Below are 16,143 nucleotides of genomic sequence, written 5' to 3'. Positions count from 1 at the left end.
ACCCGCCGCGCTTACTGCTTTAAAGGAGCCTGCTCATGAGCATGAGTGAAACCCTGGAATTAGTGTCGGCCAACCGCAGCCACGGTGGCTGGCATAAACGTTATCGGCATTACTCTCGCGCCTTGGACTGCGACATGGTGTTCGCGGTTTATTTGCCACCTCAAGCGGAGGAAGAGCGGGTGCCGCTGTTATGGTGGCTCTCGGGACTAACCTGCACCGACGAAAACTTTATGCAAAAAGCGGGTGCGCATCGCCTGGCGGCAGAACTGGGTATCGCGATCGTCTGTCCCGATACCAGCCCGCGTGGTACTGACCTGCCCGGCGAACACGATAGCTATGACCTGGGTTCCGGCGCGGGCTTTTACGTCAATGCCACCCAGGCACCGTGGAAGCCGCAATACCGTATGTACGATTATGTGATTGAGGAGCTGCCATCGGTCGTTCGTCAGCATTTTCCGGTGAACGGTCGCGAATCCATCAGCGGGCATTCGATGGGCGGCCATGGCGCACTCATCATGGCATTGCGCCATCCAGGGCGCTTTCGTTCCGTATCGGCATTTGCCCCGATCGTTAACCCGATGAATTGTCCGTGGGGAGAAAAGGCGTTTTCCAACTACCTGGGTGACGATCTGGCACAATGGCGCCAGTACGATGCCTGCGAACTGGTGGCTAACGGCGCTTCGCGGCAGCGGCTGTTTATCGACCAGGGAGAAGCCGATCAATTCCTTGAAGAGCAGCTCAAGCCCGAACGCCTTGAGACCGTGTGCGAAGCGCACGACCATCCTCTGACTCTGCGTCGGCAACCTGGCTATGACCATAGCTACTTCTTTATTGCGACCTTTATCGATGACCATCTTCGCTACCATGCCGACCACTTGTTGAAACGGTGAGGAAGCTTTCATGTTGAAACGTACGCTACGTCGCTCATTCAGTTGGCTATGGTGGTGGGTATGGCGTGGCGTATTTCTGTTTGTGGTTCTGTCAGTGAGCCTGGTGATGCTGTTTCGAGTGGTGCACCCACCGGGATCAATGGTCATGGTGGAGCGTAAAATCCAGAGCTGGATTCACAGCGAGCCGATACAGCTGCAGCGGGAATGGCGGAGCTGGCCACAACTTGCCGATTCTGCAAAAGTGGCGGTCATGGCGGCAGAAGACCAGCGGTTTCCTCATCATTACGGTTTCGATATCACTGAGCTACGCCGCGCCTTGCGGGCCAGCATGGAGGGTGGGCGCTTGAGGGGAGCCAGTACCATCAGTCAGCAAACCGCCAAGAACGTTTTTCTATGGACGGGCAGAAGCTGGGCGCGTAAAGGACTCGAAGCCTGGTTTACCGTGCTTATTGAGCTGATCTGGGGCAAACAGCGAATCCTCGAAGTCTACCTTAATGTCGCCGAGTGGGACGCCGGGGTGTTTGGGTTAGAAGCGGCCGCGCAGCACTACTTTGGTGTCCCGGCCGACGCGCTGACAGATCGCCAGGCCAGTCTGCTGGCAGCCATATTACCTAGCCCGCGAACACGCAGTGCCTCGCGTCCAAGCCCTCAGGTGGAGCAGCGTAGCCAATGGGTGCGCCAACAGATGCGTAACCTGGGTGGTGCCGACTATTTACGACACATCGTCGATTGATGACATTGTGGGGTCACCACAGGCGGCGGCAAAGAGTCGCCTGCCTGGACCGCCTGGCTAAATCAGTCGTAAAGGGTGTCGTCGATAACCGCAAGCGCTTCCAGTTGCGGGCGGGCAAAGTAGTAACCTTGCTGTACCGGGATGCCCAACGCCATTAAGCAGCGCGATTCCTCACGGGTTTCCACGCCTTCCGCTACTAATTGAGTGCCCAGCGTATCCGCCAGGGCCACCAGACTGCGCAGAATCGCCTGACGGCGCTTGTTGCTATTGCAGTCCATGACAATCTCACGGTCAACTTTCAAAGTGTCCGGGCGCAGGTCGGTGAGCAGATCCAGGTTTGCGTAGCCGTTGCCGAAGTCATCAAGGGAGGTGGTAAAGCCCATCGCGCGGTAGCTTTCGATAATGTTACGCATGTGCTGCCGGTCCTGAACGCGCTCGGTCTCGGTGATCTCGAAGTTCAGTCGCTCGGTGGGCCATCCCACTCGCTGAGAGGTTTCCAGGGTCGCCTGGATACACGCCTCCGGCTCGTAAACAGCATTAGGCAGGAAGTTGATCGATAAACGTGCCTGCATCCCTAGCGCGCTGGCTAATTCAATCGCTTTAATGCGACAGGCTTGATCAAACCGATAGAGCAAATCGTCGGTGACCTTTCCCAGAATCGATCCCGCCGACTCGCCATCGGGTCCCCGCACTAGCGCTTCGTAATAAATCACCTGCCGCGCAGCGACATCGACAATGGGTTGAAAGGCCATGGTGAAGGCAAAAGGCACCGGGGTATCGCACCGGTTACAGCGGCCATCCACTCGCGCGCAATGGTGATATTCAGACGTCTTCATACTAGCCCTGAGAATTTCTATATCGTTATGTTGGTGACACTTTGGCAGCGGGTTTGCGCACCGTCAGTACGACGCCGACAATGGCAATGAACATCCCGCCAAGCCCTATCCAGGAAAGCCGTTCATCGAATAGCCACCACGCTTGTAGTGCGGTAACGGGTGGCACTAGGTAAAACAGGCTTGCTACCCGAGATGCCTCGCCGCGCTTGATTAACGCCATCAACAGCAGGATAGCGGCTATCGATAGAATCAGTACTAACCAGCCCAGCGTCAAGATAAAAGTGAGTGACCAGGTGACGTCCCGGGTCTCGAATAACAGCGCCCCAATGCCCAATACCCCGCCCGCAGCCAGGTATTGAATGACGGCCCCAGAAAGCAGCGGCATACGCGTGCAAAAGCGTTTCTGGTAAAGCGTACCCAGCGAAATGCCCATTAAAGCGGCCAGGACACTCAACAAGGCACCCAGGCCAAAGCCGCTGAATAGCGATTGCCCCAGATCAAGTTGGCTGCCCAACACGGCACTGATGCCGAGCAAACCCAAACCCAGCCCCAGCCATTGTTGTTTTGCCAGGCGCTCGCCCAACAGCGGGCCGGCGCAGGCCGCCGTCAGCAGGGGTTGCAGGCCGACCAACAGCGAAGCCAGGCCGGCAGGCATGCCAAGGGAAATCCCATAGAAAACGCCACCTAAGTAGGTGCCGTGAACAAGGAGACCTGAAATGGCGATATGCGTCCATAACCTGGGTGATGAAGGCCAGGATATTTTAAGTATCCATACCAGCGGCGTCAGCAGTAGCACCGTCATCACAAAGCGAATAAATAGAAACGTGAAGGGCTCTGCGTAGGGAAGGCCGAACTTGGCGCCAATAAAGCCGGTGCTCCAAAGCAGCACAAACAGTACAGGCATGGCGAGTAATCCGAGTGACGCGGCATCCCGTTGGCGTACGAGCGATATAACACCTTTCATAAGGCTCTCAATGTCTAATTTGGCTGGGGGTGAGTGACTTGATATTCTTTTTGTTACATTACTTTACTTAAAAGGTTGAACCTCGACGCTATGTCCGCGTCACATAAACCACATTCATAACGTGTTAACCGAGGTTTTTTTATGCAACGTATGACTGCCCTGTTTTCTGCCGCACTGCTCGCCACTGGCCTGATGACGGCAACGGCTCATGCCCAGCAGGATCAAGAGTCTACGCAGGACTCAATGGCCACCCAAGAAGCAGCACCGACTCAAGATTTTTCTGATGAACAGCTGCAACAGTTTGCCGATGCGTCACAAGAAATCGCGGTCATCTCTCAGGAATACACTGAGCGTCTGCAGGAAGCCGATGATGAAGCCGCTCAGCAGGAAGTCCGCACCGAAGCCAATGACCGGATGATCGAAGTCGTCGAAGACAGTGGCCTAGATGTTGATACGTTCAACGCAATTGGTCAAACAATCCAGCAAGATCCTGAAATGATGCAGCGTGTTCAGGAAATGGCGGAATCGTAAGCAGTCTTTGAGCGTTGCACCCGCTTGTAACGTCATTCCATGACATCGCTATGTAGCGGTTGCAAAGCCCGGCGCGAAAGCGCCGGGCTTTTTCATGGTTAGGGTTTACGCGTCTTTTGCTTCGCGCCACACTTGTATAAATGCCCGTATCAACGTGGATACGAGGTCACGTTGAAGTCCGGTTATACGGTCTGGGGAGAGAGCATGGACGTCGAACTACTAGAAATACGTCAGCATATGGGGCAGCACCCCCCTTTCGATAGGCTTTCGGACAGCTTGCTGGATGAAATCGCCAGTAGCGTCGAAGTCAGTTACTTCAAGACCGGCAGTGATATTCTGGCGCTGAACGAGACGATGTCCGACCTGTGCTATATCCGTAGCGGTGCGGTCGAGGTGTATCGAAGGCAGGGTGATCTCTATAACCGGCTGGGGGAAGGCGATATCTTTGGCCACTTCAGCTTATTGCGTAACCAAAAGGTGCGCTTTCCTGCCAAAGCTATTGAAGACACGCTGCTTTACTTTATCCCCAAAACTGTATTTCAGCAGTTGTGCGAAGAGGATGAGGACTTCGCTGACTTTGTTGAAGTGGAACGTCCGCGACTGGAAACTGCCGCAGAGCAGCAAAAGAAATCCAACGACATGATGGTCACGCGGATTCGCAAGCTGGTGGCGCGTTACCCGGTTATGGTGGAAGCATCGACCACAGTGCAGCAAGCGGCTCAACAGGTCAGCCATGCACAAGCCTCAGCCGTTCTGGTGCTCAAAGAAGGCAGCACCAATCCGCGTTACAGCTTCAAGGACAGCGAAGGGCAAACGTGGCAGGTATGCGGCATCTTGACCGATAGCGACTTTCGCACCCGGGTCGTGGCTGAAGGGCTTTCGCCTCAAACGGCGGTAGGGGAGGTGGTCTCTTCACGGCTTATCACGGTTCAGTCGGACGTTTCGATCTACGAAGCGATGCTTACCATGCTGCGTAACAACGTTCATCACCTGCCGGTGCTTTATCGTCAGCGACCCATGGGGGTGGTGCACCTCTCCGATATCATTCGCTATGAAACCCACAGCGGACTTTACCTGGTGAGCAATATTTTTCACCAGTCGAGCATTGAGGGACTGGCGCGTCTGGCACCTGACGTGAGTGCCTCCTTTGTCCGGATGGTGCAGGAGGGGGCCAACTCCCACATGGTGGGCAGTGCACTCTCGACCATAGGACGCAGTTTTTCGCGCCGTCTGTTGGAGCTTGCCGAGGAAAAACTGGGACCGCCGCCGGTGGCCTACTGTTTCATGGTCAACGGGTCGATGGCACGCAATGAGCAGAGTATTGTCACCGACCAGGATAATGCGCTGATTCTGTCGGATGACTTTGTTCCTGAAGAGCACGACGACTATTTCAAGGCGCTGGCGGACTTTGTGAGTGAGGGCCTGGATGCCTGTGGTTATACCTACTGCAAGGGCGACGTGATGGCGACCAATTCACAGTGGCGCCAGCCGTTGAGTGTCTGGAAAAGCTACTTTACCGACTGGATCAATAACCCGACCCCGGAAAGGCTGTTGCACAGCTCGATCTTTTTCGATCTTGATAGCCTCTATGGCGAAGATGTTTTTGTAGAAGCGCTCCAGGATCTGATTGCTGAAAAAGCTCCCCAGTCACCGCTCTTCTTAGCCGCCATGGCGCGCAACGCCCTGAATCGAACGCCACCGCTGGGTTTTTTCCGGACCTTTGTGATGGAAAAAGACGGCAAGCATAATAACTCCATCAACTTGAAGCGCCGTGGAACAGCACCGATGGTTGATTTGATTCGCGTACATGCATTGGCCTGCGGCTCAAAAGCCCAGAACACTTTCCAACGGCTGGACGACATTGCCAATACGCAACTCCTGGCCACCGGCATGAGCGACAAGTTGAGCTATGCCTTTGAGTTCATGTGCATGTCGCGCATCCGCCATCAAGTGATCGATCTGCAGGAAGAGCGCGTACCCGACAATAATATCGAGCCGGAGAACGTGGCCGATAGTGAACGGCACAACTTGAAAGATGCCTTTCAGGTGCTCAGCAATGCGCAAAAATTTCTGAAGTTCCGCTATCCCGTGCCATCAAACCGGGCGGGTCGCTAACATGACGTTGATTCGCCCGCGCCGGAAAATCACCCAGGCAGACTGGGCGCTATATACGCAAAAACGTGCACCGCTGGCGCAGGATCCGGCCATTCGGCGTTTTTTCGAGACGCCACCTCCGAGCCTCGATACACCCATTGCCGAGGTGCCGATGGTCGCACTGGACATGGAAACGACGGGGCTAGATGAGCGTCGCCATGCCATTGTGAGTATCGGGCTGGTGCCGTTTACGTTAGGGCGCATCAAGCTTGCCGAGCGTCGCTACTGGGTGGTGAAACCGCCGCGCCCGCTTAATGAAGCCTCAATTACCTTCCACCACATCACCCACTCCGAGATAGCCAATGCCCCGGATCTGGATGCGATTATCGATCCCCTGCTGGAAGCCTTGGCAGGGCGGATCGTGGTGGTGCACTTTCGCCATATTGAACGCCCCTTTTTGGATGCGGCGATCAAGTCACGGCGAGGTGAGGGCGTCATGTTTCCGATGATTGATACGATGTCGCTCGAGGCGAGGCTTCACCGCCAGAAGCTATGGGCGCGTTTTCGTCGTTGGTTGGGGCGCCCGCCGGTCTCTATTCGTCTTGATGCCAGCCGCCGTCGCTACGGGTTGCCGAGTTACCAAGGCCATCATGCGCTGATTGATGCCATGGCGACAGCGGAGCTGTTGCAGGCACAGATTGCAACGCACTATGAGCCCAGCACGCCCTTGAGGGCGCTCTGGACTTGATTCCCCAAGCGTCACCAACATCTTTCTGAGCATAAAAAAACGGGCAGCCCAAGGCTGCCCGTTCAAGTTTGATGCAAGGATCTTTTAGACGGCTTTTGGCTCGCTCATCAACCCTTTGATAATGGCATAGCAGGCCACCAGCAGGATGATCGTGAACGGGAAGCCGGTCGAGACGGCCATGGTCTGCAGCGCGGTCAGGCCACCACCCAGTAACAGCGCAATGGCGAGGGCGCCTTCGATAATCGCCCAGAACACGCGTTGCGGTTTGGGAGCATCGACCTTGCCGCCAGCGGTAATTGAGTCAATCACCAGCGAGCCTGAATCGGACGAGGTCACGAAGAACACGATGACCAGCACAATGGCCACGAACGACGTGATCTGCGACAGCGGCAGTTGCTCCAGCATGATGAACAGCTGCAGATCGATACCTGCATCGCGAACGGCGTCAATGCCCTGGCTGAGGTATTGGTTGATCGCCGTACCGCCAAAGGTGGTCATCCACAGGACTGACACGATGGAAGGCACGAGGAGGACTGATACCATGAATTCGCGCACGGTACGGCCCCGCGATACGCGGGCGATGAACATGCCGACGTACGGCGACCAGGAAATCCACCATGCCCAGTAGAAGGCCGTCCAGCCTTGGCTGAAGTTGGCATCTTCGCGGCCAAACGGATTAGACAGTGCAGGCAGGTGCACCACGTAGTTAAGCAGGTTTTCAAAGAAGCCTGTGGCAATCAGCAGCGTCGGTCCGACCGCAATGACGAAGAACAGCAAGGCGGCGGCCATGGCGATGTTGATCTTGGATAGCAGCTGTACACCTTTATCTACACCGGCCAGTATCGAGCCGATCGCGATGATCGTGATACCGATAATCAGCAGAATCATGGTGATATCGGATTCAGGTGCACCAAACAGGTAGGTCAAACCGGCGGCGGCCTGCGTGGCGCCCAGGCCTAGCGAGGTAGTCAGGCCAAACAGTGTGGCAAACACGGCCAGAATATCGATAAGGTGACCCGGCCAGCCCCATACGCGTTCGCCCAGAAGGGGGTAAAATACCGAGCGCATGGACAGCGGAAGCCCTTTATTGAACGCAAACAGCGCAAGGGACAATGCTACCACGGCGTAGATCGCCCATGGGTGGAGGCCCCAGTGGAAAATCGTCGCTGCCATGCCCAAGGCGGCTGCGCCTGCTTCGTCGCCTTCGGCACCGCCCAGCGGTGCCCAACTGCCACCGTCAAAAGACGTGCCAAAGTGGGTCAATGGCTCATTGACGCCGTAGAACATCAGACCAATGCCCATGCCAGCGGCAAACAGCATCGAGAACCAGCCCATATAGGTAAAATCAGGTTTGGCATTGGCACCGCCAATCCGGATTTTGCCTAATGGGGAAATGATCAGGCCGATACACAGGATGACGAATATGTTGGCCGCCAGGATAAAGAACCAGGCGAGATTGCCTGTCAGGAAGCTGAAGACTGAGTCATAAATTGGCGCGATGGTGTCTTGAAGGGCCAACGTGAGTATGACGAAAAGCAGTACGACGATGGAAGAAATGGTGAAAACCTTGCCGTGCAGGTCAAGGTTAACCCCCATCGTTTTGGTCGTGATGTTGTCCTGGCCGATAACGTAATCGGTATCGATCAGGTTGGCTGGCCCCTCCGGAGCAGGAATCCCTTCCGAAGGAGCGTTCTCATCTGGCGATTGGTCTTGCGATTTGTTATCCACAAAGTTGCTCCCTTATTTATTTACAACAATACGTCGCTTTATTTGCTCGGGCGAAGCAGGAAGACGGATGCGTCGGTGTGTGTGGCTACCTTGCCGCCATGAGAGGGCATGACAATATCCAGATGGCGTGGCAAATGGGTCGCCATCATGACCAGATCCGCGCCCGTTTCATCGATCGCTTTCACCAACAAGTCGTCAACATTGGCAACCGGGTCGGTCGAGCTATAGACCTTGATGCTGACGGGCTGCCCATGAACCTTATGGCGGTCCTGAGCGAAGGCGTCCAGCTTTTGTTCGTACTCTTGGGGTGTGCGGGCGATGCTGGTAGGGGTGTTGGCCGTAACGCCGACGTAGGTAATTTTCGCGTCGTACTGTTTGGCCATGTCCGCGACAACGCTTAAAGCGGGCTCCAGCGTTTCCAGGTGGGCAAGATCCACGGGCACCATAATGTTCTTAAACACGGCAATCTCCTCACTATACTTTTGTAATGATCAACATTAGTCAAATATATGCCGGTCATCGCTATGGTTTAGACGAGATGTAAACAACTGAACTGGTGCGCAAGGTACGCACCAGTTCATCTCTTCTATCTACCAGGCAAGGAATTAGTTGTTAATCCATTCCTCTACTACGTCCTGGTTATCTTCAACCCACTGTTTGGCATTTTCGTATGGGTTGCTGTCTTCTTCCTGATTCATGAGCATGACCTCGCCCATCTGTTCAGGTGTCCACTCGAAAGCATCGAGAATGGCATAGGCTTCCGGCATGTCGTCTTTCAGGCCATCGCGCACGACAGTGTGAATCTGCTCGGCGCCACCATAGACGTTTTCCGGGTCTTCCAGGTATTTCACGTCAAAGCGGGCGAACATCCAGTGCGGTGTCCAGCCCGTCACGACGATGTCTTCCTCGTTTTCAATAGCGCTTGCAAGTGCGGCGGTCATGGTGGCACCGCTGCCGCTGCGCAATTGAAGATCAAGATCATAGGTATCCACAACCTCTTCGGTGAGGGACATCAGGCCCGCACCAGGATCAATACCGATAATCTCGCCGTTAAAGTCATCGGCGTTGTCGTTCAGTTCAGCGATGGAATCGACATCGGTGTACTCAGGAACCACCAGGCCCAGCTTGGTGCCATCCAGGTTTTGACCGAGGTCTTCAACGTTGTCGCCAACGCGTTCCATATAGTTCTCATGGGTCGAAGGCAACCAGGCAGCCACAATAGCGTCGGCATCCCCGGTAGACAGTGCCTGGAACATGGCAGCCGCCGAGAGAGACGTCATCTCGACGTCGTAGCCTTCTTGCTCAAGTACAGCGCGTACCACGTTGGTTGACGCGACTTCAGACGACCACTCGACATAAGCCAGGTTGATAGTGCCTTTATCCTGAGCCTGAACCATGCCACCAGCGGCAAGGCCAGCGCCTGAGATGAGTGCCAAAGAGGCGAGACGGATACGGCGATTCAACATACGAGTTTTCATTCACTTGCTCCCTTAGATGGAGAGGTAGTAATTAGCTACCTCAGACAACGTCGTGGTTACTTCGTATCACTCACAGCATGGGCATGTATCCCATGCTGTGCAAGTCCTACCAGCTTAACGCCGGTGTCGTAAAAGGCCAGTAGGCGCTTTTAACGGCGCGCCTTACTGAACGATTGGGTCAAGCGATCAAGCACCATGGCGAGAATAACAACCGCAATACCGGCTTCAAAGCCGTCACCCGGACGTAGGCGCTGGATGGCACGCCATACTTCGCTGCCCAAACCGTCCGCACCGATCATGGCGGCAATGACCACCATGGAGAGCGCCAGCATGATCGTTTGGTTAATACCGGCCATGACGGTTGGAAGTGACAACGGTAGCTGTACTTTGAAAAGCTTCTGGCTGCGAGTTGCCCCGTAGGCGTCGGCGGCCTCAATCAGCTCCACTGGCACCTGGCGAATGCCGAGGGTGGTGAAGCGAATCGCTGGTGGCATCGAGAAAATCACGGTAGCAAAGATGGCCGAGACTGAACCGATCCCGAAAAACGGGATGGCCGGAATCAAGTAAACAAACGCCGGCATTGTCTGCATGAAATCGAGGATTGGCATGATGACACGGTACAGGCGTTGGGATAGCGCGGCGGCAATGCCAACCGGAATCGCCATGACCACGGCCACCAGCGTGGCAATCACCACCAGCGTCAAGGTTTCGATCATTGGATCCCAGAGACCCAGGTTCCATATCAAGGCCATCCCAGCGGCCGCGCCGATGGCGAGGCGAGGTGATGCGGCTTTCCAGCACAGCAGCGCGATAATGGCCAGTAATGCCCATGGTGGGAGCCACATAAGGCCATCATTGAGGCCGCCGATACCGGTTTGCGTAACGCGAGAAATGGCGCGTGTGATCAGCGAGTATTCGCTGGTCAGCCAGGTCAGGCTGCTTTCAATCCAGTAACCTAACGGAATGCTTGGAATATCCATAATTATTCTCCTGCCCGAGCGAGTTCATCGAGTACTGCCCCTTTCACCACGACGCCGAGCAGCCGTTGCTGTTCGTCTATGACGGCGATTGGGAAGCTCTTGTCGTTGAACATGGCGAACAGGTTATGAAGCGGTTCGTCAGTGGTGACTTTTCGAAAGTCCTGGGTCAAGTAATCGGTAATGGTATCGGCACCTGCCTCGATAGCGCGGCTTGCCTCCTCGGCTTCTAGAAGCCCGAGCAGTTTACGGTCCCTGTCGGTCACGTAAATCGAGTCGACGCTGTTTTCACGCATGCGGTGTAATGCGGTGCGAGGTCCATCGCTTTCCCGGGCGGTCGTGCGCACCGGGCGCATGGCACTCTCGGCCGTCAGGATGCGCGAGCGGTCTACACCTTCGATAAAGCGGCGCACATAGTCGTCGGCCGGCTTGGTCAGGATGTCTTCAGGAGTGCCGATCTGCACAACTTCACCGTCCTTCAGCAGCACGATGCGGTCGCCGATATTCAGCGCCTCGTCCAGGTCGTGAGTAATGAAGACGGTGGTTTTTTGCATTCTGGACTGCAACTGCAGGAGTTCCTGCTGCATATCCTTACGAATCAAGGGGTCCAGCGCCGAGAAGGCTTCGTCCATCAACAGGACGCTGGCATCGTTTGCCAGTGCCCGGGCAAGACCAACCCGCTGCTGCATACCGCCGGATAGCTGGTTGGGATACGCATCTTCCCAGCCATCCAGGCCTACCTGGGTGAGTGACTCGCGCGCCTTTTGATCGCGTTCGGCGGGGGCGATGCCGCGGATTTCCAAGCCAAACTGAGCGTTTTGCAGCACCGTTTTGTGGGGGAAGAGGGCAAAATTCTGGAACACCATTGAAAAGTGCCGACGACGGCACTCGAGCAACGCTTTCTCGCTCAGCGTAGGGATGTGTTCATCGTCGATGACAATGTCCCCTTCGCTGGTGTCGATGAGCCGGTTAAGGCAGCGAATCAGGGTGGATTTGCCCGACCCTGAAAGCCCCATGATGACCAGTAGCTCGCCTTCATAAACATCGAAAGAGATGTCGGAAAGCCCCAGTGTTTGGCCTGTCTTTTCAAGAATTTCAGGGCGTTTTAAACCCTGATCGCGAAGCTTAAGCGCGCTTTTTGGGTTTTTACCAAAGACCTTGCTTACGCCTCGCACCTGAATTTTGACGTTTCGTGTCTCGTCCATCGGCGATGCCTTTTGTTAACTGGGCTAGGTGTTGATGCCTGTTTGGGCACAAAAAATGACCCATAAGGCCAGCGAACACCCTCACCCATAAGTAGAAATAGGGGATGAAGTACTAAAGGATTACCAATTATTATACATAAGTGCTTTGGGTGTGTCACAACGCCTCGTCTTGAGCGGCTGCATAGTGTCTCATGTGTCATTTTTTACCCACCGCTCAGCGATTAATCAGACTGGAAAAATATATCATTTTAAATATTAAGTAATTGATTTTTATATATTTTGTTTTTATAGGGTAATCTTGGCATAAAATCTGTAATTCATTCTCTAAACTTGATCAATCTAGACATTATTCAAAAACTAAACGAGTGGTAAACGTTTAATTAAACGCAACGTAAACGCATGAGCAGTAAGCAGCCGGCACAGGTGTAGATTGAACATTGCTGTCTGTGAACTTGTTGCTCAATGCCGACGTCGACGTCACAAGGCAGTAACGTCCCAAGCTGAATGGAGTAAGCGCGTGAAATTTTATCGTTTTAATGGCCAGTCAAGTGTCCTGACAGCTTTGCTTTTGAGCGGCGTGTTACTGGCAGGCTGCGGTCAGGAAGAAGAGGCAGATGGCACAGCAGTGCCAGAGGAAACAACCCAGGATCAGCAAAATAGCGAAGTGGCTGATGAAGCTTCCATCCAGGATGATCAATTCGTGTCTGAGCAGGAATCAACCGAAAATGATCCGGCGATGGATAGCGAAGCAGGAATGGAAAGTGAGTCGGGAGCGGGAGGCGAGTCGACTAATGAAGAGCCAGGCTTTGGCGATGGTACGGATCCCATGCCAGGTGACGGCGAAGATGCAAGCGATCTGTCAGCGACTGGTTCAGCAAGCAGTGATAATGATGAAGAAGGTCAGTCAGAAAACACGGATAGCGAGGAAGAGGATAGCAGCAGTCAGTAAACCAGTTTAGTTATCAGGTCCCTACGATGGTAAACCGTCCAACTGTTTGTTCCCTGCGGTTGTCTTCACGGTTTATCATCCTTTCAGCCCCCGCGCCCGCGGGGGTTTTTTTTAGCTGTCTGTTGTTATTCAGGACTCTTCGCTATCTTCCAGGCGACGGTAAAGGGTGCGGCGGGCGATGCCCAGCACTTCTGCGGTGCGTCGTTTGTTGCCGCCTGTCGCTTCCAATACCTTGCGGATATAACGCTTCTCCACTTCTTCCAGGCTGGGCCAGGGAGCCGCTGTTGCCGTTGGCATTCTGGGTGTGGGTAGCACTTCACCGGTAACCGTCGCGGTCGTCTGGGCTGCATCCTGAGAGATGTGTTCGCGCAGTCGTTCAGGCAGATGCTGATGGTGTAGCGTGCCATCTTCACTGAGCGTAACGGCGCGCATAATCGCATTTTCAAGCTCGCGTACGTTACCTGGGTAAGGGTAGTGGAGCAGGCAATGGAGCGCATTGGGTTCGATTTGCTCAATCTGTTTTTGCTGCGCATCGGCATGCTTGTCGATCAGCGTGAATACCAGATGTTCAATGTCGGGACCACGTTCCCGCAGAGGGGGAATGCGTAACGAGAAGGTTTCCAACCGGTAGAATAGATCGCTTCGAAAGTTGGCCTGCTCGATTTCCTTTTCCAGATGCCGGTGTGTGGCGGCAATGATCCGTACATCGACCGGTTCTTCGCGCTCGCCGCCAACGGGGCGGACGGTTTTTTCCTGCAGCGCGCGGAGCAGTTTTGCCTGGAGATTGATCGGCATTTCACCGATTTCATCCAGGAAGAGACTGCCTCCCTGAGCACTGTGAAACAGGCCCTGTCGCGCCTCGTTGGCACCGGTAAAGGCCCCTTTAACGTGACCAAAAAACTCACTTTCCATCAGTTCAGCGGGAATGCTGGCGCAATTGACCGCCACAAAAGGCGCATCGTGACGCCAGCTTTCCTGGTGAATCGCCTGGGCCAAAAGTTCCTTGCCGGTGCCGCTTTCTCCCAGCAGTAGGATGGGGGCATCGCTTTTTGCCAAGCGTGAGGCATCATTAAAAAGCGCCCGCATCGCGTCGCTTTGGCCCACGATGCCGTGAAAATGGCTAGTATCAGTGGCGTGGGACACCGCCAGGCGCTGGCGTTCCAGCACGCGAAATACCGATTCACGTACGGCGTCAAGATCCAGCGGCTTGGTCAGGAAATCGTCGGCCCCGAGCTTGAGCGCTTCAACGGCCTGATCGATAGTTCCAAAGGCCGTAATCACAATAATGCCCAGCTCACTGCCCTGGTGACGTAGCTGTTGAAGCAATTGAATGCCGCTCATACCGGGCAGGCGGACATCGGTGATAATCAGGGATACAGCCGTATGGCTTAGCAGGGCGAGGGCATCCTCGGCGCTGGAAACGCCGTGGGTAGTGTAACCCGCGTCCTGTAGCTCTTCTTCCAGCAGCTCGCGTATGGCGCTGTCATCTTCCACTACCAACAAAGGTAAAAAATGTTCCGGATGCTTCACAGACATGGCCCTCATGCAGGTGTGGTGTCGTAAAGAGGCAGCGTGATTTCAAAACCGGCGCCGCCTAAGGGGCTGTTGAATACGCCGATTGTGCCGCCATGGTCATTGATAATTCGGTGTACCATCGAAAGGCCTAACCCGCTGCCCTGGCCAACGGGTTTAGTGGTAAAGAAAGGATCAAATACTTGCTGATGGTGTGAGGTGGGGATACCAGGGCCGTCATCCTCAACCCATAAATGAAGTTCGTGTTGCTGCTGCTCGGCACGGACACGGATGTGGCGAACGCCTTTGGCCTGGGCCGCATTGCGCAACAGGTTGGTAATTACCTGAATAATTTGCTGCCCGTTGGCCAGCAATGTGGGCGTTGGGCGGGGCAGGTGGGTTTCCAGATGCACCCCGCGCGGCTCCAGTTCGTCTTCCACGAGGGCGCTGGCATTGTGCATCAATTCGTCGAGGGGCTGTTGGTCTTTTTCAACGTTATGCTGGCGGCCCAGTTCCATCAACTGACGGACAATCTCGACGATCCGCTCCACCTCGCCACGAATACGGCTCAACCGGGCACGCTCGTCGTCGCCGATGACGTCACGCCGAGCCAGCCGCTGGGCCTGACCGTTGATCACGGTCAGTGGTGCGCCGATTTCATGAGCAACGCCTGCCGCCAGGACGCCCAACTCGGCAAGTTTCTTCGATTTACGCAGTCGTTTTTCGAGCTCGATTTCGCGCTGTTGTCGATCTTCGATGTCGTGATCTTTCTCGGCCATGGCATCCAGCATGCCGTTAAGCCCTGACGCCAGCCGACGGTACTCCGCTGGCCCTTCAATGTTGGCGCGCTGACTACGATCACCTTCCTCGACGCGCTGCATGACCATCAGCAAACGATTCAAGGGCCGTTCGATATACTGACGAAAACCCCACCAGATACTCAGCACAATGCCCGCGGCACCGAACACAAAGACCAGACCGGCCACGATGCTGAGAAACCCGGTATAGTTTTCGATGCCGGTATTTAAACGGTTGACCTGCAGTACGCCACTTATCTCACCATCGGGTGTGCGCAGGGGCTTGAGGGCCGAGTAGTAGGTCCAGCCTTCAAACTGTCGGTAGTCACCGTAAAGTTCGTCGTCCGCGATCACCTGCTGGATCTCCTCGCGGCTAAACAACTCGCGGCCGAGCCCCAGGCCGTAGACTTCCCGTCCATCGGTATCGAACACATAGGCCCCGTAGATGCGATGAAAAGAGAAAGCGGCCTCCAGGGCTTCCTCAAGCGACGCGTCACTTTCCCGGGCAACGGCGTAGCCAAGCGTTGTACTTAGCGCATGGGTGATCATGTCGACTTCATTCTGCAGCTTTGAGCGAACGTTATCTTCCATGGATTTGATCGCCACCAGGCTGAATACCACTAAGACAATGAATAGCGGGACGATGACGGTCAGAATGATCAGATTTCGTAAACGCATGCGTTAACCGGGGTTATGAAACG

The 16,143-nt window shown here is 54.9% G+C and carries 15 protein-coding genes; 6 read left to right on the top strand and 9 right to left on the bottom strand.

All coding sequences use genetic code 11. The features are described 5' to 3' along the window. The first annotated feature begins 35 nt into the window (after positions 1-35). Together fghA and mtgA are read left to right on the top strand one after the other, a co-directional pair. Complete coding sequence (gene fghA / locus IT895_RS14405; protein WP_085917238.1) at positions 36-890, top strand: S-formylglutathione hydrolase; 855 nt, start codon at positions 36-38, stop codon at positions 888-890. Positions 891-900: 10 nt separating this feature from the next. Next, complete coding sequence (gene mtgA / locus IT895_RS14400) at positions 901-1,623, top strand: monofunctional biosynthetic peptidoglycan transglycosylase (protein ID WP_199283887.1); 723 nt, start codon at positions 901-903, stop codon at positions 1,621-1,623. 62 nt (positions 1,624-1,685) lie between these two features. Here mtgA and IT895_RS14395 read toward each other — a convergent pair whose 3' ends face one another. Continuing rightward, on the bottom strand, positions 1,686-2,459 hold the full coding sequence (locus tag IT895_RS14395) for an EAL domain-containing protein (RefSeq protein ID WP_441316940.1): 774 nt from the start codon (positions 2,457-2,459) through the stop codon (positions 1,686-1,688). 25 nt (positions 2,460-2,484) lie between these two features. After that, the gene (locus tag IT895_RS14390; RefSeq protein WP_199283886.1) at positions 2,485-3,423 is read right to left on the bottom strand and encodes a DMT family transporter; all 939 of its coding nucleotides are present in this window, start codon (positions 3,421-3,423) and stop codon (positions 2,485-2,487) included. Between the two features lie 141 nt (positions 3,424-3,564). On the opposite strand from IT895_RS14390, the gene IT895_RS14385 reads away from it, so the two are divergent. From IT895_RS14385 to IT895_RS14375, 3 genes are all read left to right on the top strand, one after another. Further along, positions 3,565-3,954, top strand: a complete 390-nt coding sequence (locus IT895_RS14385; RefSeq protein WP_085917241.1) for a DUF4168 domain-containing protein — start codon at positions 3,565-3,567, stop codon at positions 3,952-3,954. 204 nt (positions 3,955-4,158) lie between these two features. Beyond that, positions 4,159-6,069: a DUF294 nucleotidyltransferase-like domain-containing protein gene (locus IT895_RS14380; protein WP_199283885.1), complete on the top strand. Its 1,911-nt coding sequence runs from the start codon at positions 4,159-4,161 to the stop codon at positions 6,067-6,069. 1 nt (position 6,070) lies between these two features. Further along, on the top strand, positions 6,071-6,796 hold the full coding sequence (locus IT895_RS14375) for a 3'-5' exonuclease (RefSeq protein WP_085917243.1): 726 nt from the start codon (positions 6,071-6,073) through the stop codon (positions 6,794-6,796). Between the two features lie 84 nt (positions 6,797-6,880). On the opposite strand, the gene IT895_RS14370 is transcribed toward IT895_RS14375, so the two are convergent. The 5 genes from IT895_RS14370 to IT895_RS14350 form a co-directional block, all read right to left on the bottom strand. Continuing rightward, on the bottom strand, positions 6,881-8,524 hold the full coding sequence (locus IT895_RS14370) for a BCCT family transporter (RefSeq protein ID WP_199283884.1): 1,644 nt from the start codon (positions 8,522-8,524) through the stop codon (positions 6,881-6,883). A 38-nt stretch (positions 8,525-8,562) separates the two neighbouring features. After that, the gene (locus IT895_RS14365; protein ID WP_085917245.1) at positions 8,563-8,985 is read right to left on the bottom strand and encodes a universal stress protein; all 423 of its coding nucleotides are present in this window, start codon (positions 8,983-8,985) and stop codon (positions 8,563-8,565) included. Positions 8,986-9,129: 144 nt separating this feature from the next. After that, positions 9,130-10,002, bottom strand: a complete 873-nt coding sequence (locus tag IT895_RS14360; protein WP_199283883.1) for a glycine betaine ABC transporter substrate-binding protein — start codon at positions 10,000-10,002, stop codon at positions 9,130-9,132. A 149-nt stretch (positions 10,003-10,151) separates the two neighbouring features. Continuing rightward, entirely contained in the window at positions 10,152-10,982 is an 831-nt protein-coding gene (locus IT895_RS14355) for an ABC transporter permease (protein ID WP_199283882.1), read from the bottom strand. A 2-nt stretch (positions 10,983-10,984) separates the two neighbouring features. After that, a complete protein-coding gene (locus tag IT895_RS14350; RefSeq protein ID WP_085917248.1) occupies positions 10,985-12,184 on the bottom strand; it encodes a quaternary amine ABC transporter ATP-binding protein in 1,200 nt (399 codons plus the stop codon). A gap of 517 nt (positions 12,185-12,701) precedes the next feature. Here IT895_RS14350 and IT895_RS14345 point away from each other — a divergent pair. Continuing rightward, positions 12,702-13,133 (top strand): hypothetical protein, encoded by a 432-nt coding sequence (locus tag IT895_RS14345; protein ID WP_199283881.1) that lies wholly within the window; start codon positions 12,702-12,704, stop codon positions 13,131-13,133. 129 nt (positions 13,134-13,262) lie between these two features. Here the strand turns inward: IT895_RS14345 and IT895_RS14340 are convergent, their stop codons facing one another. Continuing rightward, entirely contained in the window at positions 13,263-14,669 is a 1,407-nt protein-coding gene (locus tag IT895_RS14340) for a sigma-54-dependent transcriptional regulator (protein ID WP_199283880.1), read from the bottom strand. Positions 14,670-14,674: 5 nt separating this feature from the next. Next, the gene (locus tag IT895_RS14335; RefSeq protein ID WP_085917251.1) at positions 14,675-16,120 is read right to left on the bottom strand and encodes a sensor histidine kinase; all 1,446 of its coding nucleotides are present in this window, start codon (positions 16,118-16,120) and stop codon (positions 14,675-14,677) included. Between the last annotated feature and the right edge of the window lie 23 nt (positions 16,121-16,143).

Origin of the sequence: Halomonas sp. A40-4 (assembly GCF_015767635.1) — a bacterium.
GTDB classification, from domain to species: Bacteria; Pseudomonadota; Gammaproteobacteria; order Pseudomonadales; family Halomonadaceae; genus Vreelandella; species Vreelandella janggokensis.
This window is presented reverse-complemented; position numbering and strand designations above follow the sequence as displayed.